This window comes from Acinetobacter bouvetii (genome assembly GCF_902753875.1).
GTDB lineage: Bacteria > Pseudomonadota > Gammaproteobacteria > Pseudomonadales > Moraxellaceae > Acinetobacter > Acinetobacter bouvetii_A.
Genome location: NZ_CADDTS010000052.1, coordinates 1 through 20,889 on the forward strand (window position 1 = coordinate 1; position 20,889 = coordinate 20,889).

General features: G+C 40.5%; 24 protein-coding genes and 1 pseudogene. 12 read left to right on the top strand and 13 right to left on the bottom strand.

From position 1 onward, the window contains the following. Positions 1-99: pseudogene (locus FB6_RS16175) on the bottom strand (IS982 family transposase); the annotation flags it as partial. A gap of 20 nt (positions 100-119) precedes the next feature. Between FB6_RS16175 and FB6_RS16180 the strand changes: the two are divergent. Together FB6_RS16180 and FB6_RS16185 are read left to right on the top strand one after the other, a co-directional pair. Further along, entirely contained in the window at positions 120-509 is a 390-nt protein-coding gene (locus FB6_RS16180) for a hypothetical protein (protein ID WP_174560913.1), read from the top strand. Between the two features lie 247 nt (positions 510-756). Further along, positions 757-1,986 carry an MFS transporter gene (locus FB6_RS16185; protein ID WP_174560914.1) on the top strand — a complete coding sequence of 410 codons (1,230 nt, stop codon included), beginning with the start codon at positions 757-759 and terminating at the stop codon, positions 1,984-1,986. A 262-nt stretch (positions 1,987-2,248) separates the two neighbouring features. Here the strand turns inward: FB6_RS16185 and FB6_RS16190 are convergent, their stop codons facing one another. The 5 genes from FB6_RS16190 to FB6_RS16210 form a co-directional block, all read right to left on the bottom strand. Next, positions 2,249-2,554 carry a DUF3817 domain-containing protein gene (locus FB6_RS16190; RefSeq protein ID WP_174560934.1) on the bottom strand — a complete coding sequence of 102 codons (306 nt, stop codon included), beginning with the start codon at positions 2,552-2,554 and terminating at the stop codon, positions 2,249-2,251. Between the two features lie 120 nt (positions 2,555-2,674). After that, positions 2,675-4,825 (bottom strand): YccS family putative transporter, encoded by a 2,151-nt coding sequence (gene yccS, locus FB6_RS16195; protein ID WP_174560915.1) that lies wholly within the window; start codon positions 4,823-4,825, stop codon positions 2,675-2,677. Between the two features lie 166 nt (positions 4,826-4,991). Then, complete coding sequence (sodC, locus tag FB6_RS16200) at positions 4,992-5,540, bottom strand: superoxide dismutase family protein (RefSeq protein WP_174560916.1); 549 nt, start codon at positions 5,538-5,540, stop codon at positions 4,992-4,994. 116 nt (positions 5,541-5,656) lie between these two features. Further along, a complete protein-coding gene (locus tag FB6_RS16205; RefSeq protein ID WP_174560917.1) occupies positions 5,657-6,784 on the bottom strand; it encodes an AI-2E family transporter in 1,128 nt (375 codons plus the stop codon). A gap of 131 nt (positions 6,785-6,915) precedes the next feature. Next, on the bottom strand, positions 6,916-7,560 hold the full coding sequence (locus tag FB6_RS16210) for a ParA family protein (protein ID WP_174560918.1): 645 nt from the start codon (positions 7,558-7,560) through the stop codon (positions 6,916-6,918). A gap of 118 nt (positions 7,561-7,678) precedes the next feature. Here FB6_RS16210 and FB6_RS16215 point away from each other — a divergent pair, with 118 nt between their 5' ends. Then, positions 7,679-8,146 carry a Holliday junction resolvase-like protein gene (locus tag FB6_RS16215; RefSeq protein ID WP_174560919.1) on the top strand — a complete coding sequence of 156 codons (468 nt, stop codon included), beginning with the start codon at positions 7,679-7,681 and terminating at the stop codon, positions 8,144-8,146. 326 nt (positions 8,147-8,472) lie between these two features. Here FB6_RS16215 and FB6_RS16220 read toward each other — a convergent pair whose 3' ends face one another. After that, a complete protein-coding gene (locus FB6_RS16220; RefSeq protein WP_174560920.1) occupies positions 8,473-9,093 on the bottom strand; it encodes a class I SAM-dependent methyltransferase in 621 nt (206 codons plus the stop codon). A 175-nt stretch (positions 9,094-9,268) separates the two neighbouring features. Between FB6_RS16220 and FB6_RS16225 the strand changes: the two genes are divergently transcribed. Both FB6_RS16225 and FB6_RS16230 read left to right on the top strand, forming a co-directional pair. Further along, positions 9,269-9,829 (top strand): hypothetical protein, encoded by a 561-nt coding sequence (locus tag FB6_RS16225; RefSeq protein WP_438819976.1) that lies wholly within the window; start codon positions 9,269-9,271, stop codon positions 9,827-9,829. Between the two features lie 69 nt (positions 9,830-9,898). Next, positions 9,899-10,306 carry a protease inhibitor I42 family protein gene (locus tag FB6_RS16230; RefSeq protein ID WP_174560922.1) on the top strand — a complete coding sequence of 136 codons (408 nt, stop codon included), beginning with the start codon at positions 9,899-9,901 and terminating at the stop codon, positions 10,304-10,306. Between the two features lie 422 nt (positions 10,307-10,728). On the opposite strand, the gene FB6_RS16235 is transcribed toward FB6_RS16230, so the two are convergent. After that, a complete protein-coding gene (locus tag FB6_RS16235) occupies positions 10,729-11,061 on the bottom strand; it encodes a HopJ type III effector protein (RefSeq protein ID WP_174560935.1) in 333 nt (110 codons plus the stop codon). Positions 11,062-11,226: 165 nt separating this feature from the next. On the opposite strand from FB6_RS16235, the gene crcB reads away from it, so the two are divergent. Continuing rightward, entirely contained in the window at positions 11,227-11,607 is a 381-nt protein-coding gene (crcB, locus tag FB6_RS16240) for a fluoride efflux transporter CrcB (RefSeq protein ID WP_174560923.1), read from the top strand. Between the two features lie 118 nt (positions 11,608-11,725). Here the strand turns inward: crcB and FB6_RS16245 are convergent, their stop codons facing one another. From FB6_RS16245 to FB6_RS16260, 4 genes are all read right to left on the bottom strand, one after another. Then, entirely contained in the window at positions 11,726-11,980 is a 255-nt protein-coding gene (locus tag FB6_RS16245; protein ID WP_174560924.1) for a type B 50S ribosomal protein L31, read from the bottom strand. 107 nt (positions 11,981-12,087) lie between these two features. Continuing rightward, positions 12,088-13,386 (bottom strand): ABC1 kinase family protein, encoded by a 1,299-nt coding sequence (locus FB6_RS16250; RefSeq protein WP_174560925.1) that lies wholly within the window; start codon positions 13,384-13,386, stop codon positions 12,088-12,090. A 236-nt stretch (positions 13,387-13,622) separates the two neighbouring features. After that, entirely contained in the window at positions 13,623-14,984 is a 1,362-nt protein-coding gene (locus FB6_RS16255; protein WP_302476195.1) for an MATE family efflux transporter, read from the bottom strand. Between the two features lie 36 nt (positions 14,985-15,020). Continuing rightward, complete coding sequence (locus tag FB6_RS16260) at positions 15,021-15,482, bottom strand: DMT family transporter (RefSeq protein WP_174560926.1); 462 nt, start codon at positions 15,480-15,482, stop codon at positions 15,021-15,023. Positions 15,483-15,606: 124 nt separating this feature from the next. On the opposite strand from FB6_RS16260, the gene hemW reads away from it, so the two are divergent. The 6 genes from hemW (at position 15,607) to hchA (ending at position 19,944) form a co-directional block, all read left to right on the top strand. After that, complete coding sequence (gene hemW, locus FB6_RS16265; RefSeq protein ID WP_174560927.1) at positions 15,607-16,761, top strand: radical SAM family heme chaperone HemW; 1,155 nt, start codon at positions 15,607-15,609, stop codon at positions 16,759-16,761. Positions 16,762-17,032: 271 nt separating this feature from the next. Continuing rightward, positions 17,033-17,416: a hypothetical protein gene (locus tag FB6_RS16270; RefSeq protein ID WP_174560928.1), complete on the top strand. Its 384-nt coding sequence runs from the start codon at positions 17,033-17,035 to the stop codon at positions 17,414-17,416. Between the two features lie 226 nt (positions 17,417-17,642). Then, on the top strand, positions 17,643-17,921 hold the full coding sequence (locus FB6_RS16275) for a hypothetical protein (RefSeq protein ID WP_174560929.1): 279 nt from the start codon (positions 17,643-17,645) through the stop codon (positions 17,919-17,921). Between the two features lie 75 nt (positions 17,922-17,996). Beyond that, positions 17,997-18,170: a hypothetical protein gene (locus FB6_RS16280; protein WP_174560930.1), complete on the top strand. Its 174-nt coding sequence runs from the start codon at positions 17,997-17,999 to the stop codon at positions 18,168-18,170. Between the two features lie 6 nt (positions 18,171-18,176). Continuing rightward, complete coding sequence (locus tag FB6_RS16285) at positions 18,177-18,416, top strand: hypothetical protein (protein ID WP_174560931.1); 240 nt, start codon at positions 18,177-18,179, stop codon at positions 18,414-18,416. Positions 18,417-19,074: 658 nt separating this feature from the next. Beyond that, positions 19,075-19,944: a glyoxalase III HchA gene (gene hchA, locus FB6_RS16290; protein ID WP_174560932.1), complete on the top strand. Its 870-nt coding sequence runs from the start codon at positions 19,075-19,077 to the stop codon at positions 19,942-19,944. A gap of 57 nt (positions 19,945-20,001) precedes the next feature. On the opposite strand, the gene FB6_RS16295 is transcribed toward hchA, so the two are convergent. After that, positions 20,002-20,274, bottom strand: coding sequence for a hypothetical protein (locus FB6_RS16295; RefSeq protein ID WP_174560933.1), 273 nt, complete (start codon positions 20,272-20,274; stop codon positions 20,002-20,004). Positions 20,275-20,889 lie beyond the last annotated feature (615 nt).

Consider the following 20,889-nt stretch of genomic DNA (forward strand, 5'->3'; position numbering starts at 1 on the left):
TAACGAATGACGGCTTTGTTTGAGAAATTTCCAATAAGTTGCTTCAAATTTCAGAAAGAAATCATCAATTACGCAGAATAATTCGGTACTATTGAACATCAGGACTAGGGCTTTAGGTTTTGTGTGGTAACTCAACTGATGGCTCTAGTCCTCTTATTTTTCAAGTCATTTTCTTATCCGCGATTCGGGTTAGTTCAAGTGATTATTTAGATTTGGGTACTAATTTTAACTTTTATATATGGGGTCATTCCTTAGATTCATCTGATGAACAATATATTAAAGAATTATTTTCTTTCAATGCTGATGAAGATCAAAATGTTAGAGTTATAGTTTTATATTTTAATAAACAAGCAAAATTTGATTCCTTAGCTAACCTTTTGGATATTTTAGAGAAGGAAAAAGTAGAAAAATGGATGAAAAAAGGTTGGCTGAAATTTGAACCAAATCCTGATATAGCTAAATTAAATAATATTACACCCGTAGATTTACCAAAATGTGAAGAAGCCTAATTTCTCTCTTTTCAGTGTCTCTGCTAAACTACACCTACTCAACCAAGTAGGTGTATTTGTTTGAGATCAACTATTCTCACGAATTTTTTATTTAGACATCTTGTGAATACGGTGTTTTAAATCGCTTGTTTTAAAGCGTATTTTTCTTACTCAATTTCTAAAAACTCAATGCTTGTCATTGGGCTGACGCTTCTCTCCCTAAAAATAGTGCGTAGCCCTCCACGCCTTAAATATATGTAGAAAAACAATGCAAAATGTTAAAACCGCCACCTTAAACCGTGCCACGCTGATGTTCCCATTGGCATTGGTGCTGTTTGAATTTTCCGTCTATATCGGCAACGACCTAGTTCAGCCTGCCATGCTCGCCATTACCAAAGACTTTGGCGTCAGCAGTTCATGGGCACCATCTTCCATGTCATTTTATCTCTTGGGTGGGGCATGTGTGGCATGGTTGCTTGGTCCATTGTCCGACCGATTGGGACGTAAAAAAGTCCTGCTTGCCGGTGTATTGTTCTTTGTATTGTGCTGTTTACTGATTTTGCTGACCAAAAATATTGAAAGCTTTTTAGCGCTACGCTTTTTTCAGGGAATCGGCCTTACGGTGATCTCTGCTGTCGGTTATGCTGCCATTCAGGAAAACTTTGCAGAGCGCGACGCAATTAAAGTCATGGCGCTGATGGCCAATATTTCATTACTTGCACCTTTGCTCGGGCCGGTGATTGGGGCTTTTCTGATTGATCATGTGTCATGGCACTGGGGCTTTATTGGTATCGCATTTTTAGCCTTTTTAAGCTGGTTTGGGCTGAAAGCCAAAATGCCAGAAGCCAAAGTCAGCATCCCCAAGCAACCCTTTAGTTATATTCTGGATGACTTTAAGCAGGTCTATAAAAACAAACGTTTTTTAATCATGACTATGGCGCTGCCCATGGTCAGTATGCCATTAATGCTGTGGATTGCACTTTCACCGGTCATATTGGTGGAAGAACTGGGTATGAGCAGCATGCAATATGGTCTGGCACAGTTTCCGGTCTTGGGTGGATTAATTGTTGGCAATATCGTGCTGATTAAAATTATCGACAAACTGGCTTTGGGGAAATCGGTGCTGATTGGCTTGCCGATTATGTTACTCGGAACGGTTATTTTAATTGCCGGGGTGATTTGGCAAGAATTTTTAATCTGGTGCCTGATTGCAGGTATGACTTTAATCAGTTTTGGTGAGGGCATTAGTTTTTCCGTGCTGTACCGTTTTGCGCTGATGTCATCTGAAGTTTCTAAAGGCACAGTCGCAGCCGCCGTTTCGATGCTGTTGATGTTCAGCTTCTTTATTATTATTGAACTGGTTCGGGTGATGTATGAGCAATACCATCTTTGGGCCTATGCGGTGGCCTGTTTTATTTTAATTGTACTGTGGTTTAGTTTCCCTCGAGCGATGCTCAAAGAGATTTTAAAAGAACGGGTGGAGAAGGGGGAGTTTTAGGAAAAGCTCCTTCTCCTTGTGGGAGATGAAGAATATATTGCGCAAGGGATGAGGTTAATCATAAAATTTATCTCGATTAGGAAGCCGTATTATTCAATATAACCAGAACTTTTACCTCCCCTAACCCCTGCTGAAAGGAGGGGAATATACCCGTTTGAAATCAGTATCTTATTCCTGTGGAAGATGAAAAATATTCTACAAGGGATGAGCGGGGATCCTTATTATTCGCTAAAAAAAGAAAATAGCCCTTTAATAAAAAAAACTATGCCTCGGATTCAGCGATTGGCTGTTCAAAGCGCTTTAATTTACGGTCGAAAATAAAGGTTCCAAACGGTAAAATGGATGCGATTAAACCCAGAATAAACATGGTAATTGACCATTTCTGTCTTTCGCACACGATAAACAAAACAATTAAAAACAGGATAAACAGTACGCCGTGCCCCATACCGACATATTTCACCAAGATCGGATTATCCAGCATATATTTCATCGGCATGGCGATAAAGAGGAGCAGGAGAAAGGAAAGGCCTTCTAAAAAACCGACAACACGTAACGTTTGGATGTTCATGGTCATGTTTAAATCAATGAGAATGAACCCTCAGTGTACTTAATATTACTGCAATGGTGAATCGAAATTTAATATATTCATAAAATATATCAAACACTTATACCAAGTATTTAACTCGGATTATTTAATTTCCTGCGCCCATAATGCTGTTCTTAAATTTAACAATTCAGGTAATGTTTCCAGTAATAGACTGATCTGTTTCAGTACCAGTAATAAATCTTCAGACAGATTTTCTTGTTCGCTCATCTGCTTGATTTCTTGCAGTTTGCCCTGAATCTGGTTTTCATCTAAGGCCTGTTGCTGGAGCAGTACTGCAAATAAGGTATTTTTACACCACAACATTAAATCCAGCACTTGTATATCCTGAACCTGTTCACGATGACTGCCTAAAGCCGAAACATAACTGAGTTGGCTGTGGCTATACACCAGATAACGAAAGGCGGAATGAATCAGCGCCTGATTGGGATTCGGTTCGGTACTGAGGCTGGAAATCATGCTCGACAGTTCAATTTGTGCATTATGCGCGGTACGACGTGCCCGGCGGTAATCCAGACTGTTGTTTTTGCCAAATTGGTATTGCTTCACCACCGCATCGAAATAGTCCAAAGTGGCTTGATTGCTCTTTTTGATGGTGTTGGAAATATTGCGGAAGTTCCAGTCCGGCCAGATAAAACTGACCGCGAACCAGGCAATCAGACAGCCTAAAAGGGTATCGATAATGCGCGGTAAAATGATGGCATAACCGGCACCTTTTAAGTTGAAAATCAGCAGCACCATTAAAGTGGCCATCAGGGTGGCCATGGCATATTTTTTGGAACGTAAGTAGAAAAAATACACCCCAAAAATAATGGTCAGTACCAGTTGTCCTTCAATGCTTGGCACAAAATATAACACCGGAATGCCGAGCAGTACCCCTAAAACGGTGCCTAAAGTCCGCAGTTTTAAACGGCTTTTGGTGGCGAAATAACTGATCTGGCAGACGAATAAACTGGTCAGTAAAATCCAGTAGCCATTTTTGGCAAAAGGCAATAAGGAGATGGCATAGCTGACGGTAAAAACAAAGGCAATCCGGACGGCATGCCGGAACAGCGCTGAATGCGGCCCAAGATGCTGCTTTAGTTTTAGCCATAAATCCGGCATGTCATGAATGTCATCATCCAGCAGGTTCAGGTTTTCCTGATGCTGCAAATAGTTTTGACGATAATTATTTTGCTCATGACTTAAATTTAAAAACTGTTCCTGAATTTTTTTCAGATTCCGCAAAATCAGCAGCAGGTTTTTCACTTCAATATTTTGCGGATTTTCAGCGATCCATAATTGAATCGAGCTTTCCAGATTAGCAATTGCAATATCCGTGTCTGGATTGGAGGGATAAGTCTGATGTCTGAGAATTGCCTCAGCCAGTTTCTGACAGGACAGGGCATGCAGTTTGACATTTTTTTGAATCCGAAAAATCAGGTCGGTACGGCTAAAGTTCTGATGAATCGTTTCGTAATGTAGATAATTTGAGGTGGCCTGTTCATGGATGTCTTGCGCTAAAAAATAAAGATTCAGCCAGTAAATGGTGTTTTTATTGGCACGAGATGCCTTTAAGCGAGTCAGTAACGAGGCTTTGGTGGTATTTAAGCTTTGTACCACTTCACTGTTTTTTAAGGAAAGCTCATACAGCAGCGGTTCAATATTATCGGTATTATCCGGGTCAAACAGACGGGCCTTAGCCAAAAGTAAATTGGCAATGGCATTAAAATTTTCCGCCAGATTATCCTGAACTGCCTGCGTCGGTTTAAGTAAATAAAAGATAATTGAAGTCAGGCCATACCACAGCGCACCCAGTACAAAATAGCTCGGCTGCTGGTACCATTCGCTGTATTCACCCAGTCCAAACATAGTGTAAATGGACAGTAAAATGGTGCCAAAAGAAATGGTGGCATAGCGTTGTCCCAGCGCTCCCATTAAAATAAAAGCAGCACTGGAAAGTGATAAATACAGGATGAAAAGCAGTTTATAGGGATAGAGGATATCCAGAATACTGCTGACCCCAAAAAACAGGATGCAGACATAGACCAGATTACGCAGTCGGATAGTTAAACGATCATCAAAGTCGGTCAGGGCAGTGGCAATCGCACCCAAAGTCACCGGAACAATTAAGGCGTCATAACCGAGAAACAGCAAGCCTAAGGTGGTTCCGGTCAGCACAATAAAAATTTGCAAACAATAAATGAAAATGGAATTGGATTTAAAGCGTTGAAGTAAGTCTTTCAGGCTATTCACGATTTTTTCTAAGGTGCAATTATTGTGAATATAAGCCTGAGCTTTTTTAACTGTCGTGTCAATTTATGATGCGATGAATTATTTGAATAGTGGTGAAAAAATTAGACCTTTATTGATGCAAAAAAGCAGGCTTTAACCTGCTTTTTATAAAAGATGTTGAGTCTGATTATTTAATCAGGCCACAGGCAATCCGGTCTCCGCCACCGCCTAAAGGTTTAGGTTGATCGGCATAGTTGTCACCACCGGCATGAACCATAATAGCCAAACCTTGAACATCCGCCAGTTTTAAACGCGGCGCCACCAGTTTCTCTTCAGATTTACCCGCAGCATCGACAGTGATCAATGGTAAATCGCCCATATGGCCCGTTACCGGGGTACCATGATGCGGTGCCTGATTCGGATTGAAATGTCCACCCGCGGCAATTGCTGCGCCCATTTTTCCATCTTTTACAGCAGGTTCACATGAACCTTTTTCATGAATGTGGAAACCGTGAGGACCGGGTGGTAAGGCTGTCAAATGGGTATTCAGTACCAGACCGGCAGGACTGTCACTCAGTTCGATTGTCCCGATTTTTTCCCCTACACCTTGGGCCGTGACCGCATTCACCGTTACATGTTGAGTTTTGCTGTCATGCATTGGCATTGTGCTCGCGCAGCCTGCTAAAACCAATGAACTGAATGCGGCAATCGCACTCAGTTTAAATAATGTTTTCATGTCTTGAAGCATCCTGACTGTTTTTATGATGTGTCTTATTCCAACAAAGGACTGCACAAAACACTAGGTTATTTAAGTAGTTGAATGTATAAGTTTCTTAATAAACTGCCTGAACATCAATCAGGGTGACGGGTTTCATCATCAATATCATGCGCGAGGGTGGCTTTGGGCATCATCAAACCTTCTGCTTCATTGGTTTCATGCAACCATTCACGCCAAATCGCCAATAGCACCGCCAGAATAACCGGTCCGACAAATAGTCCGACCATGCCAAAACTGGCCAGTCCACCCAGCACACCAAACATGATCAGCAAGAACGGGATTTGGGTCGCACCTGAAATCACCAGTGGACGGATTACATTGTCAGCAGTACTGACAATACACACGCCCCACGCCATGACCCCAATGGCTTCAATAGTATGTCCCTGAGAAAATAACCATAGCGAAACAGAGGTATAGGCCACTGGAGGTCCAAAAGGAATCAGTGCCAATAAGAAAGTAACAATGGTCAGCACCATCGGGTTAGGCACATCGGCAACAAAATAGCTGATGCCCGCAAGAATCGATTGGGCAATGGCGGTCATACCGACACCATAAACCACAGCACGCGTTGTTTCCGAAATCGTATCCAGATAATGATGGATGCGTGGGCCAATTACCATTTCAAGGGCTTTGCTGACCTGATTTAAAATGGTCTGGCCATCACGGTAGAAGAAAAATAACGACATCACTGCAAAACACAGCTTGATGATATTTTTGCTGATCTCATTGAGCACGATTTTGCCGTAATTTAAATGCCCTTGCACCCATAAAGATACTGATTGAACGATACTGTTCGGATCCTGGTTAATTTCTCTTAAGGTTCGAGACACTTCTTTGCCAATAAAAGGTAACTGGCGGATAAAATCAGGCACATTCAGATGGCCGGAAAAGACCTGTTTTTGTAATTCGTAATACAGGTTGCGACCTTCATGTTGCAACATGAAAATGGCAAAAATAATCGGTAAACCCAGAATAAGAACCACGGAAAGAATCATGACCGTTGCACTCAAGGTTGGGCGGTTACCGCAGAATCGAAGTACAGACTGATACAGCGGCCACGTGACATACGCAATAATTGCCGCCCAAACCACAGGAACAATAAAGTATTTAAGTACATTAAAACTCAAATACATCAGGACAAAAAATAGTCCAAACAATAAAACTTTTTGTAATGTAGGCGCGTAATGTTGCACTGAATTCACTGACTATTTCCTTGGTTCGGCGTTCATCTTAACCGAAAAAAAAGCTCCCGAAAACGAGAGCTTGGTAAGTTATGATGAATATTTCTTGAACTGTTCAATTCAAATGTTCCCGCTTAATCACCGCAATGCGATTAAAACCAGGCACTAGGATCTTCAATAATGGCATTTAACAGAGGTTGCCATTGTTCTTGCATGCCCAGATACATTTTCTGATTTTTATCAAACACTGTCAGACCCTGCATAGCCAGCTGTCCATAAGCACTACGTTCAGAAATCCAGGCCGCCGGTTGCTGTTCAATCTTGCTAAAAAATTCCTGAATATCTTTGGAGCTGGCACTGTTCGGTTTTACCCGGTTTGCGAGCAGTAAAATTTGCACCTTGCCTTTACGAATACGTTTAATGTCCTGTAAATGTTTCAGGAAACGGCGGGTGCTGTCGATATCAAAAAATGAAGGCTGTAATGGGGTAATGATGGCATGTGCTTCGCTGACTAATTGTTCTGCATGTTCGCCCGATAATGCGCCTGGTGCATCAATAATCAGATATTCAATATTTTTAGGCACATCACCTATCGATTTTTCATGACGCCAGTCCAGACTTTGAATGGCTGCTGCCTCTTTGGGTCGTTGTTTTAACCATTGCAGGGCAGATTTCTGATTATCAGCATCTGCCAATGCGACTTTATATCCTTTTTGTGCCAAAGCGGCAGCAAGATTAATGGCAGTAATGGTTTTTCCGCATCCACCTTTTTGGTTGGCAATTAAGATAGTTTTCATGACCCTGACGATTTTATTCTGCTCGGTGCTAGCATATCATTGTTTGACGCGGTGAATATGACCCATGACAAAAGTCTATAGGCATATCTGAAGGTAATTTTGGAATTAGGAAGAAAGAATGTCCATTTGGATGGCAATGTTAATTGGGGCATGCATTGGGGTGGTTTTAACCACGCTGATTTTAAGCAATACCCGCAATGGGCGGGTCAAAGCGGAGTATGAGCAATACATTGCGGAACTGGAACTGGAACATCAGCAGGCTTTGGCACATGCACAGAAGCGCAGTGTCAACACCAGTCGTGCAGTACTGAAAGGAAAAATGGCCGAGCAGCTGGCACCCATCATGCCTGAATTTCAATACTTGCCCAGTGATGCCAAATTTTTGGGTGATCCGGTCGATTATGTGGTATTTGATGGTTATACCGACCTGCGTGATGGTGAAGGACGTCCCGAAGATATTGAAGTGGTGCTGATTGATATTAAAAGTGGTGGCGCACGTCTGACCAAAGGACAGCAGGCGATTGCCCAGGCCATTCGGGAAGGTCGGGTGCGTTTTGAAACCGTGCGTATCGATTTTGAAGATTAAAACGGCGATGCTCAAACGCCGTTCAACTCAATATCATTAGATGTCTTTCATAAGTTGAAAAATTCTCAATATTCGATTTTTTAAATCAGCACTGCCTCATATTTAATTGATTTTATTTTAATACCTTTGTATAGGCAATATCTCTACTTTTGAAAGGTCAAAAGTAGACAAAAACCTTTTATTTCCCATACACGACTTCCTTGTCGTGATGGGAAATGTGTGGCATCCATGCCACACTCATGAATCCACTACCCACTAAAATCTATTTTTAATTTTGGCATTCTGAAAACTTGTAGTCATTGAAAATGATTTATGAAAGAGGTCTATTATTTTTGCACCCGGGCAAATAACATACGCTGTGCAATTTTAGGAATGCCAGCCGCATCAAAATACTGCTTTTCTTTAAAGCGGAAATGGGCATCCTGCAAGGCCTGTTCAATATAGCGGTTCAGATGACAACCATCAGCCAGCCGTTTTTGAATCGGCGTGAGTAAATTCTGTAAATGCTGCAGTGCTTTATGGTCCTGATACAGCACATGCTCGACCAAATGCAGGGTTCCGCCCGGTTTGAGTACCCGGTGCAATTCAGTTAAGGCTTGGGGTAAATGCTCAATACTGCATAGTGTCCAGGTACTGACAATATTTTCAATACTGTTATCCGCAAATGGCAGCTTTTCTGCACTGGCCTGTACATGCTGAACATGAATCGCACTTTCATGCACCCGTTGCATTGCCAGTTGATAAATATCGGCATTTGGTTCAAGCGCATACACAGTATCGACATTTTGATAAAAAGGCAGATTCACACCCGTACCGAAGCCAATCTCAAGCACTTCACCTGAAATGGGCAACATCAATTTGCGACGTTGATCCATCAGGCTGGGAGTTTGCATCACCTGATTCAGTAAATGCGGGAAAATATGTTGCTGGTAAAATTTATATATCATTGATCACTTAATTTTTCTTTCTTTATAGGGCTTTAGCTTAATAGAAATGAATGTCAATTTATAAGACAAAAAAGTGACTGAATATATCTATATTGTTACCAAGTCCATATAGTTATTTAAGCTTACTGATTTAAGATGAGCTCAGAAATTCAGATATTTTTAAGGGGGCATGAAGATGATTAGACCATTATTATTTGGTACATTACTGGTCGCCAGTATGCTGCAAATCAGTGCCAGCGCCTCTGTGGATTATAATATTGCCAAAGGTCTGGCGCCGGTTGCTAAAGATCAATCAATCAAAAAGTTGCAATCCTTTAAAGGCGATTTTCGTATTTTGGGTTCAAAAATTTATACCAGTGATGAGCAAGCCAAGTTTTCTCCGATTGATTATGCGGTCAGTTGGGGCTTATTTGCTGAACCTGAAATTGCACGCCATATCTCGGTCAATCAATATGACCGTTATTTAAACTGGAAGATTGATCGTCTGCCTGTACCAAAAGAACAGGCCATACAGATGGTGTCGAATATGCACATCATTCCAGCAAATCCACAAATTGCCAAACAGATTAAACATGTGAAGCGTGGTGATTTGGTCCGTCTAACAGGCGAACTGGTGGAAATTAAAGATAAAGACCTGGTCTGGACTTCATCTCTAACCCCAACCGATACCGGTGATGGTGCATGTGAATTATTTCGTGTCAGTTCTATTGAGTGGATTGAAAGAGTGAAAGGTTAATCACCTTTCACTATGTACCCGAATCAAGCGTTAAAAATAGAGTTTTGAATAGAGTTAAAAAATTAAATTATGAAAATGTTAGCGGCGTGTTTTACGGCAATATTGGGTTTGTCTATGGCGGGGTGTAGCAGTATGAGTCCAACGGTAGATGGCAAAACTCATGTCTATTCGCTGAAACAGAAATGTCCAACCTTGCTTGATATGAAGGTAGGGCAGACGCTTGAATTGACCCTGCCGGAAAATCCAAGCACAGGTTATATCTGGCAGGTGGCACAGCCGCAAAATATATTAAAAGTCGAAGAAATTTATCAGCAAGATCAGGTCAAAAGCCAGCAGCCGATGGTGGGTGTCGGTGGACAAAAATTGTTTAGATTTACTGCGCTGCAACCGGGTGAAGAATGGGTTCACGTGAAACATGGCCGTGCATGGGAACAGAATGCGATTGATGAATGGTCGTGCCGAGTTCGGGTGTCTTGATTTAATCAGTCTGTAATTTTTTTTACTTTTATCCTCAAAATATATGTTGAGGATTCTGGCCTTATATAAAAGGGATGCGTATTAAATTGCTCTAGCAGATGGATTTTAAGTTTTTATTAATTTATTCGAGTTCACTCTTATCTCGTTTGACAGTGTAATACTTATCTAAAACCAGTTGTAGTTGTCTGCATAGCCTCATCTTTATTTAAAACACCAAAAATACTTTGCGTAGGCTTTGATCCTACTTTTGAGAGGTCAAAAGTAGGCAAAAGCCTTTGTCACCCATACACAACGTCCTGTCGTGATGGGTAACGTGTGGCATCCATGCCACACCCGTGTATCTAAAGCTTGTTTTAATTAAATTGTGGGTTATTAATGAAATAAAAACGTCTTTATCCAAGAGGTTTTTTTATGAAAGAAGCTTACTTTGCAGTTAAAGCCTGACTTTCAAATTGAATGCCGTCCCAGCCATTTTGCATAAACTGGCGAATATTCTGATGATCTGTCGAATCAGGAGTTGCCAATACTGCTGCATAATGTTCAGCAAACAAGCTGAGTGTTTCTGCCTGATCTAGACCGTTGAGTTTGGCAAAAGAAAAGACTTTAGCACTGCCTTGGTTTTCTGTTGCAGCATTGGCTTGTTGACCATTTTTAAATGCTGTTGCGGTGTGGTTATAGCGTGCATCAATAAATGCAATCACGTCTGCAAATTTTGCTTCGCCTGCTTGAAGCTGTGCCAATAAATCTTGAGCCATCATTTTCTTAATCCGTAAAAAATCTTCTTTAAAGCATGACGAATATAACAATTTTTTGTAGTCGGGTTTAGTCCTTCTTGAGCGATTTTATGTTGTATATTAAATATCGGATTCACGTTATCAACGTGAGTGAAAATATTTTTGATGCAATAAACTGGAATAACAATGAATTGGCTGTTGGTGGCTTTGGGTGGGGCGATTGGTGCAAGTTTACGTTATGGTGCAGGTATAGTTTTACTGAAGCCAAGTAGCGTATTTCCGTGGACGACTTGGTGGATTAATCTCTGTGGCTGTTTGCTGGCAGGGATTTTCTTTGCCTATAGCCAGAAATTTCCAGTCTTGCAAAATGAAGCACGTCTGTTTTTGATGGTGGGCATTTTAGGTGGCTTCACTACATTTTCCAGTTTCGGTCTGGAAACCTTCCAGTTGCTAAAACATGGTCAAACCGCACTGGCTTTAACTTATGTCATTTCAAGTGTCATTATGGGCGTGGTGGTTTTAGCCGTGGGTTTTTATCTGTTTCAGTGGCTACTCCACAGTAAATAAAGCTAAATATTTTGCACAATAAAAAATGGCAGTATAAAAAAAGAAGCCTAAGTGGAGGAGGGTGCTTAGGCTTCTGAATAATGAAAAAATAACAAGCTCAGCTTAACTGAATATTAATTTAATGTGAGCGTTTGAAACGTGCAAAACGTTTGTTGAAACTTGCCACACGACCTTCGTTACTGGTTTGACGTTGCTCACCAGTATAAAACGGATGTGAAGCACTGGAGATATCCAGAGTTACATAGGGATAGTCCTGACCTTGATAGTTTTTGGTTTGTTGGGTTTGCAAAGTGCTGCCAATAATAAAATAAGCATCGGCATTGGTGTCGTGGAACAGAACTTCTCGGTATTCGGGATGGATATTAGGACGCATGATGTTAAGCTCCAAAATTATTGTTGATTTAGATATGTTATAACATAACAATTATTTTAGCAAATAAAACCCAAATAGATATTTCGATTTGGGTTTTATTAAGAAGCTTATTGACGTGGTGGCACCAATTCATCAAACAGGTCATTCAGGTTGTCATGCATTTTTAAATGAATCATATTCCAGTAATGACCGGATACCGTGCGATTCACCATTAAGGTATCAGGTGAAGGCTTAAAGACATCCCAGTATTTTAAAGAAGGTTTAAGTAACTCAATCCCATCATGATGGGCCGAATTTTCTTCAAAATCATACAGCGTGGTGAGTGGACGCATCAGCACTTCCAGCCATTGACGATATAAATCTTCAGGGAATTTGCCTTTCACAGTGAGTGAATGCAGTTCATCCAGCTTCTGTTCCATTTCGGCAATATTGCCTTCACGGGCTGCATTAATCAGGGTTTTGAAATTGGAGACAATTTCAGTAGACAGAATTTTCACACCGCCGTAATCATAAATAATGACCGTACCATCTTCACGAAACGCAAAGTTGCCCGGATGCGGGTCGCAGTGGAAACGTTTCAGGTAGAAAATTTCTTGCCCTATAGCCCGGAACAGACGACGGCCCAATTCATTGCGAGTATCTTGCGACCAAGTACTGGCGGTTTCAATAGTTTCACCCTGTTCCAGACTCAAGGTCAAAATATGCCGTGAAGAATAGTCTTTATAGACTTGCGGGATAATAATCTTGCTATCCAAGCTTTGGTGAAAGGTACGTGCTACTTCCAGATTTTGTGCTTCAACCTGATAGTTCAGTTCGTTATCCAGACTTTCCTGAATTTCCTTGAACAGTTGATCTTGCAATTTACGATCTATTTTCAGTACACCCATCAGACGCAGGGCAAGACGGACCTGTTTTAAATCACTTTCACAGGCTTCATCCACCCCCGGATATTGCACTTTGACCACCACCTGCTGGCCATTCGGCAAAATTGCTTTATGCACCTGGCCAATAGAAGCTGCAGCAAATGGCTGTTCATCGAAGTGTTTAAAGATTTGATTGAGTGGTTTGCCCAGTTCTTTTTCTACTTGGCCTTTGATTTCAGCAAAAGGCATTGCCGGAGCCTGACGTTGTAACTTGGCAATGGCACGCGCGACTTCAGGCGGGAATATGTCTTTGTATTGTGAAGCAATTTGCCCCACTTTCATCACGGCACCCTTCATTTCCCCCAGTGTGTCAGCAATTTGCATACCTATATCTTGAAAAAGTTTACTGCGCGAGGCATTTTTTTGTTCTTCATCGGCATTAAAATTTTTGATCGAGTTTGAGACTGTTTTAGTTGCAATGCTCGCCGTCATACTGGCAAGTTTCATAAAGCGACGACCGGGTGTGCTAGCCGTTTTTGCCATGCGATATTCCTCAAGATCATCATAGATGGGTTTTTATGATCATAGGCGACAAATGCAAAACTGCCTACTTTTAATTGTTAAGTAATTGGTTATCAATGGATAATAGCGGTCATTTGAGTAAATGGATAATAATCACCATTTGGATAAATGACCTGAGTGATTTGCGCCGTTATCAAGCATTGCAAAGAAAAGGGCTGTTTGCACAGCCCTTCAATTTTTTATTACATATATTTTTATCAAGCATAGCCCTGACGGAGTCGCTTATTGTTCATGTATAAACGCATCAGCAACAGGATGCAGGCGACAGTTAAACCGACAATCAAGCCCACCCAAACGCCCGCGGCTTTCATTTCGGTAAAACGTGCCAGATAAATCCCGACCGGGAAAGCAATCACCCAGTAAGCAATCATGGTAATCCACATGGGACCTTTGGTGTCCTGCATACCACGCAGACAGCCTGCGGCACTGACTTGCCAGGCATCCATCAGCTGATAGGCAATTGCAAACAGCAGCAAATACATTGCCACTTGTGCCACATCATAATCTGAGGTGTAAATTGCCACAATTTCAGGTCGGAACACCCAGATCAGTACCATCGTTGCCAGCGCAAAAACAGTGCCGGTGGCTAAGCCAAGATACTGAACCTTGTGCATCGCTTGCCAATTCTTTTCACCATAATAGGTGCCCACGCGAATGGTTAAGGCAATCGCCAGCGACATCGGAATCATAAACAGCTGCGAAGTTACGGAAATGGCAATCTGGTGGGCGGCAACCAGCGTTTCCCCCAGTGGACTTAAAATAATCGCTGCGGTACTGAAAATACTGACTTCAAAAAAGATCGCCAAACCAATGGGCAAGCCCAGTTTTATAATACGCTTAATCCAGTACGGATTCATTTTTTCAAATGCACGAAAAGGCTGGGTTTTCTGGTAAGCAGAGCCTTTAAAGACATAAGCGGCAAGTGCAATAAACATCAACCATTGCAAAATAGAGGTAGCAAAACCACAGCCGGCACTGCCCAGCTCAGGCACAGGACCCAAGCCATACATAAAAATAAAGTTCAGCGGAATCAGGACAATCAATGCAACAAGGCTAATTGCGGTAACTGGTCGTGGATAACCTAGTGCTTCAGAATAACCACGCAGCGCTGCATACATGGTGACGGCGGGCATGCCTAAGCCAATGGCATGCAGGAACAAGCTGGCTTTCGGTAAGAGTACTTCAGGAACGCCTAAAACAGGTAGTAGCAAGGGCAGTACTTGTAAAATCAGTGCAGCCATGATGCCTAAAATAAAAGCAATCCATAAAGATTGACGGGCAATGCTGGCAATTTTTTCAGGTTCACGTGCGCCCTTGGCTTCGGCAACCAGTGGCGTAGTGGCAATCATGATGCCACTAAACAGCAGCATGACCGGAATCCACAAACCTACCCCTACCGCAATGGCGGCTAAATCTGTTGGGGAGAGATGCCCCGCCATAATGGTATCAATCAGTCCCAGACCAGCTTGGGCAAATTGAGTGACCAAAATAGGAATCATCAAATGAAAAAGTTGTTTTAATTCATAACGGGTCGTTGTAACCGACGAGACATTAGCCACAAAAAATACTCATCATGTGCTTAGAATAATGAGGTGTTAGCGTTGTAAAGTGAGAAGCACACCAATAAAAATCACCACGCCACCTAACAGGCGTTGCCAATTGACTGCTGTTTTTTCTGTACCGAGCAAACCCAAATGGTCCACGAACATCGAAGTGACGACCTGACCAAAAATAATTAAACCTGAAAGGGTTAAAAAACCAAGTTTGGGTGCAGTAAAAATACTGACACTAATTGCATAAACTCCCAGACATCCCCCAAACCATAAAAACCAGGGAATCTGCTGAAAAGTTTGAAGATTCGGTTTTTCAGTCGGTTGAAAAAACACCAATATAGCCAGCACTATTGTACCAACCAAAAAAGAGAAAAGCGCGGCCTGCAATGGTGAATATAAATATTCTCTTAACTGGGTGTTAATTGCGGTTTGAAAGGTCATGGCAATACCAATGCCCATGGCCAGAGGCATCAGCAATAACAGCTGCGCGGATATTTTCATCATATTAAGCATTTATTCTTGTTGGGTTTTTCTCAGTCTAAAACAATCATGAGCAGTATTCCTTAGCGTCTTGATGCAGTCATGTTAAAATATGCATCTTCCTGTTTTATTGTCTTGAGCTTGTTCCTTGGCTGAATTAAATCCTGCATCTGTTCCACTATCTTTATATATTCACATGCCTTGGTGCGTGCGCAAGTGTCCGTATTGTGACTTTAATTCGCATGCGGTGCCGGATGGAAAACTGTCTTTAGATTTAGAGCAGGAATACCTGCAGGCTTTGGTGGAAGACTTTAAAACGCAGCTCGATTTTGCCCAAGGCCGTGCCATTCATAGTGTGTTTATTGGGGGAGGAACGCCATCACTGATTTCTGCCCAAGGGTATGAATGGTTATTTGCACAGTTAAAAGCCATGCTGCCTTTTGAACAAGGCTGTGAAATTACCTTGGAAGCCAATCCGGGTACGGTAGAACATGATCCATTTGCAGGGTATTTAGCAGCAGGGATTAACCGTCTGTCTATCGGGGTGCAGAGTTTTAATACTGATCAGCTGAAAAAATTAGGGCGTATTCATAGCAATGATGATGCCATTCAAGCCATTCAACATGCCAAAGAAGCGGGTTTTGAACGTGTTAATGTCGACTTGATGCATGGCTTGCCGGAGCAAACCATAGAACAGGCTTTACTTGATTTAAAACTGGCGGTGGAAAATGGCGCAACACATGTGTCATGGTATCAGCTGACCATTGAGCCGAATACGGTATTTTTCCGTACCCAACCAGTTTTACCGGTTGACGATGTTCTGGAAGATATTCAGGAACAAGGTGAGGCTTATTTAAAAGCCCAAGGTTTTGTGAACTATGAAGTTTCAGCTTGGCGCAAGGAACAACCGTCTGCGCATAATTTAAATTATTGGCAATTTGGTGATTATCTGGCAATTGGGGCAGGGGCACACGGCAAAGTGACCAAGCCTGATGGCGTCTACCGTTTTCAGAAAACCCGCTTGCCAAAAGACTATTTGGCTAAAGTTCCTGCCGAACATCTACAATTTAAAAAGATTGCAGATGAAGACATGCCGTTTGAGTTTATGATGAATGCGCTGCGTTTAAATGAGGGTGTCGATGCTAAGCTGTATGTTGAACGTACAGGTTTGAATTTAGATAATTTAAAAGGTTTATTAGCTTCGCTTCGGGAGCGTAAGTTGATGGTGGATGAGCCACATCGACTTTCTTGTACTGAACAGGGTCATGTGTTTTTAAACTCTGTGCTGGAAGAGTTTCTTTGATATAGGGTGAGATGATTGATTTGATCCATAGGGTGAGCATGGATGAAATCATGGTCGTGGAACGTGATCAATCATGAAAAAAGCCCAAACACTGAGGTTTGGGTTTTTAATATTGCGTCAATATATTGATTTTAAATGTAAATTAACATAATTTCGTAGAACGTGTATTATGTTAATTTTAGGAAAACTAAACTTTAAGCTCATTAACAAATAACTTATTTTGATCTAAAAACTTTACTACTTCACCAGCATCAATACGGGATATAAATAAATGCTTAGCCAACAATCGTATGAAGATAGTGTTGAGTTAGCACTATTACTCCATTATACCGAAATTAAAACTTTAGATAGTCGGGGCTATAATGGATCGTATTTTATTAAAGAAAATAAAATATGGATTCATGATATCAATTACTTACGTGGCAAGTTCGATAATTGCACAGATAAAGAATTAGAGTTAAAAGGGTATAATGTTGATGATTATTATGAGTATGGACAGTATGGAGTAGAGGGATTTCTACAAAATATTGATGAGGAAAATCGGAGACTTGATTATATCGATGAGTGTAAACAATTCCTTGCGAATAAAGGTTTGAATTCTGATGACTTTGATTCTCCATGTGAAAAAGCAAGATCATTAGGTTTTAATCAATAGCGTCCTATTTAGTATAGTGACTTTTATAAAAAAGCCTAGATCCATATCTAGGCTTTAAATTTTAAAAAATACATAAAAATTAATACTATAGGATCAATTTTTAAAGTTCGTATAACGTGCATTATGTTAGTTTTAGCAGCATTTAAAAATATTTCCCTAAAAAAACTTGCATTAATTTACTAAATTAAATAAATTTAATTTAGTAAATTAAATTTTTGGTTTTATCATGAGCAGACGTAGTAATCAAAAAGTTTTAGATGCTTTAACCTTAATTGCTGAGGCTCAACAAGAGTTACGTAGAGATATGGAGGAAGGTTTTTCTAAGCAAAATCAGAAAATTAGTAGTCAATCGAAACAAATTTCAGCATTACAAGAACAGTGTCGAGAATTGAGAGATACGGCAATTATGGCAGAAGCTAGATCTGGTGAAAGTAATAAAGATATTGCTGAAAGATACAACTTATCACCAGGTCGAGTATCACAAATCAAAGGTAAATACAGTTGAAAGGAATAATTTATTTTAAGTTAAACCATTCATACTAAATTTTTAAATCATAGCTAAATCATTAGGATATAACTCATGAGTGATTCTTTTTGTAAACCGTACCTAAACCCTAGAACAGGGAATATGACATTTGGAAGTGCTGCTCGAAATGGTCGCCTAAAAACTTTAGGTGGAGTAGATGGGGTTGTAAAAAAAACAAGAGATTTCTTACTAAATGAAGCAGATAAAACTCAAAAAAAGACTAAGTGATAGATCATGGCAAATGTCATAAAATTTAAGAAACGCCTAGCTCCTCTCTATCCAGAGGCAGTTAGTGCTATAACTAATTATCTTCTTGAAGAGGCAGATAAACCCAATTTAGCCAATTCCAAAGATAATATTGTTATATTTCAAAAAATTGAGTCTAAATTTAAAGTTATTCAATTGGCAAAATCTTATACGTCTATTTTAACCCCTAGCCTTGTTTTAAGGCTGTTACAGCTAAAAAATAAATAGTACTTCATTTTTTAAATTTCAGATTTTATGAAATTATTTAACATAATGGTCGTTATACGAAATACGTTTTTAATATTACTTTAAGATCAGTATCTTATCTTGATTTATACCCTCTGGAACGATCTCGTTCAACCGACTTTGAAACAAGTCGGTTTTTTTTATGAGCGATTCTAGAATATTTCGCCAATAAATCAGATCAATGTCTAATCAAATTGAAATTTGGTTCAGTGTTCTCAGCCTTCCCCAGGCAAAACTATGTCCAATTCCTACACATAGAAAAGGATGGTTTTTAATCAATCTTGTACGCATTTGCTCACATCAATTCAGGTGCTTTGCGTCTAGGCCATCTAGGCCTTATTTCTTATGATGTGAAACATAGAGAGCAGGAAGCTCCAAAAGAATAAAAACAAAAAAGATAAGTACAAGGAAGGGTTAAGGTACGACAGGAGTTATACCAAGCTAACCAATACGAAAAGCCCCGACAGGATGTCGGGGCTTTTTATTGCTTAAATTTTAATACTATTCCTGACTTTAAAACGTATTTACATCTTAAAACAGAGCACTTTTGAAACTTTGTTATGCTGAAGAAATGACAGATATCACAGGCTTTTAAGTTTAGAAAAACCGAAAACGACCAGGATATAAAAGGTGAGTCAGAATGACACAGAACACACAAGATCGTAACCCGACACCAGATTTAGCCGAAGATAATGCTTTTTTTCCTTCACCTTATTCACTTTCTCAATATACAGCCAGTAAGACCGATTTTGATGGTACAGACTATCCAAACCCCTATAGCGGCCATAAAAAAGTTCTCATGGTTGCGAGTGATGAGCGTTATTTGCTTATGAAAAATGGCAAATTTTTTTCTACCGGCAATCATCCCGTAGAAACGCTGCTGCCTATGTATCATTTAGACCGCGCAGGCTTTGAAATTGATATTGCGACCTTGTCTGGCAATCCAGTTAAACTCGAAATGTGGGCGATGCCGCATGAAGACCCTGTGGTACCGGCAACCTTTGAGAAATATTTAAACAAGTTTAAGAAACCTTTAAAACTGGCAGAGGTGTTAAAGACGGGGCTAGGTGAAGATTCGCCTTATCTGGCAGTGCTTATTCCTGGCGGGCATGGGGCTTTAATTGGCTTGCCTGAAAGTGAAGACCTGAAACTGTTATTAAAATGGGCGGTAGCAAAAGACAAGTTTGTGATTTCCCTGTGCCATGGGCCTGCGGGCTTATTGGCTGCGGCGTTCAATGAAGCACCGGAAAACTATCTTTTTAAAGGTTATAAAATGTGTGTTTTCCCGGATGTGCTTGATCAGGGTGCCAATCTTGATATCGGTTATATGCCAGGTGAGTTGCCGTGGTTATTGGCAGAGCGCTTAGAAAAACTGGGCGTCGAGGTGGTGAATAAAGAGATGTCAGGGCAGTGTATTCAGGACCGTAAGCTGATTACCGGAGACAGCCCTTTAGCCTCCAATACGCTGGGGAAAATGGCGGCTCAGGCTTTATTGGCTGAAGTGCAGTAGCCAGAATCTTTGAAAATATCTGACCATAAAAAAAGAGCGCCGAAGCGCTCTTTTTGATTAACGATGTTTAGGTGGCATTGGTGGAACTTTATGTTGTGGACCATTGTCATGATGCTTATCTTTTTTAAAGAACCCTTTATGGTCTTTTTTATCAAAATGCGCCTTATGCTCAGGACCATGTTGCATGCCATGTTTCGGTGGCATTGGTTTTTTATCAAAATGCTGCGGAGCAGGTGGGTGCTGAGGATCGTATGATGGTGCTGCCATAGCAGACATTGTTGCTGTTGCTGCAATCAAACCGATCATCAATGTAGAAATCATTTTTTTCATGGGAGTACCCTTCATTTATTCAATGAAGCCATCATAGGTGGGGTTTGTGGAGATTTGGTGGAGTTACATAGTGGGCTTTTGTAAAAGTGTTAAATTCTCTTATTATGATATTTTAACTTGATGTTTTTATTCAAATAGTTTTTCTTTCAATATCTGTTTTAACTTTATTTATAATTATAAATGACTGTTTATCCGTCTAATTTATTCATAAACTCTTCATGTTTTTTACAAAAAATATCATGATTGGATCAGTCGATTGGAAATTAGGATGGCTCAAATTTTCATAATTAGAGATAAAGCCTGATAAGTAATTTGATGTAGAGATGCTGAAATTTTTTTATGGATGAATATAAGGTTAGTGGAAAATATTGAGCTTTTTTTAGAAAAATTTCTTTTGTGTGCTAATTTTCATGCGATAGATACGGCCTAAAAATTGCCCATCATTGCCTATAGCATACAAAATATAAAGCTGACGTTTTTTTATTTCCTTAGATTCTCAAATGAAGTGCAACAGAGATTAAATTATTGGAAGGAAGCAAGATGAGCTAGCATTTTGCTTCCGACCGACCAAAGTCAAAGTTGCATCATGAACTATACTCATCTCACTCTAGAAGA

Coding starts and splice junctions, on each gene's coding strand:
- FB6_RS16190 (WP_174560934.1), bottom strand. CDS start 2,554: ATGAACATCCAAACGTTACGTGTTGTCGGTTTTTTAGAAGGCCTTTCC.
- FB6_RS16235 (WP_174560935.1), bottom strand. CDS start 11,061: ATGGCTCAAGATTTATTGGCACAGCTTCAAGCAGGCGAAGCAAAATTT.
- sodC (WP_174560916.1), bottom strand. CDS start 5,540: ATGAAAACATTATTTAAACTGAGTGCGATTGCCGCATTCAGTTCATTG.
- FB6_RS16215 (WP_174560919.1), top strand. CDS start 7,679: ATGTCCATTTGGATGGCAATGTTAATTGGGGCATGCATTGGGGTGGTT.
- FB6_RS16270 (WP_174560928.1), top strand. CDS start 17,033: ATGCTTAGCCAACAATCGTATGAAGATAGTGTTGAGTTAGCACTATTA.
- FB6_RS16295 (WP_174560933.1), bottom strand. CDS start 20,274: ATGAAAAAAATGATTTCTACATTGATGATCGGTTTGATTGCAGCAACA.
- FB6_RS16245 (WP_174560924.1), bottom strand. CDS start 11,980: ATGCGTCCTAATATCCATCCCGAATACCGAGAAGTTCTGTTCCACGAC.
- FB6_RS16185 (WP_174560914.1), top strand. CDS start 757: ATGCAAAATGTTAAAACCGCCACCTTAAACCGTGCCACGCTGATGTTC.
- FB6_RS16230 (WP_174560922.1), top strand. CDS start 9,899: ATGAAAATGTTAGCGGCGTGTTTTACGGCAATATTGGGTTTGTCTATG.
- FB6_RS16250 (WP_174560925.1), bottom strand. CDS start 13,386: ATGGCAAAAACGGCTAGCACACCCGGTCGTCGCTTTATGAAACTTGCC.
- FB6_RS16210 (WP_174560918.1), bottom strand. CDS start 7,560: ATGAAAACTATCTTAATTGCCAACCAAAAAGGTGGATGCGGAAAAACC.
- FB6_RS16220 (WP_174560920.1), bottom strand. CDS start 9,093: ATGATATATAAATTTTACCAGCAACATATTTTCCCGCATTTACTGAAT.
- FB6_RS16260 (WP_174560926.1), bottom strand. CDS start 15,482: ATGATGAAAATATCCGCGCAGCTGTTATTGCTGATGCCTCTGGCCATG.
- hchA (WP_174560932.1), top strand. CDS start 19,075: ATGACACAGAACACACAAGATCGTAACCCGACACCAGATTTAGCCGAA.
- crcB (WP_174560923.1), top strand. CDS start 11,227: ATGAATTGGCTGTTGGTGGCTTTGGGTGGGGCGATTGGTGCAAGTTTA.
- FB6_RS16280 (WP_174560930.1), top strand. CDS start 17,997: ATGAGTGATTCTTTTTGTAAACCGTACCTAAACCCTAGAACAGGGAAT.
- FB6_RS16285 (WP_174560931.1), top strand. CDS start 18,177: ATGGCAAATGTCATAAAATTTAAGAAACGCCTAGCTCCTCTCTATCCA.
- FB6_RS16225 (WP_438819976.1), top strand. CDS start 9,269: ATGATTAGACCATTATTATTTGGTACATTACTGGTCGCCAGTATGCTG.
- FB6_RS16275 (WP_174560929.1), top strand. CDS start 17,643: ATGAGCAGACGTAGTAATCAAAAAGTTTTAGATGCTTTAACCTTAATT.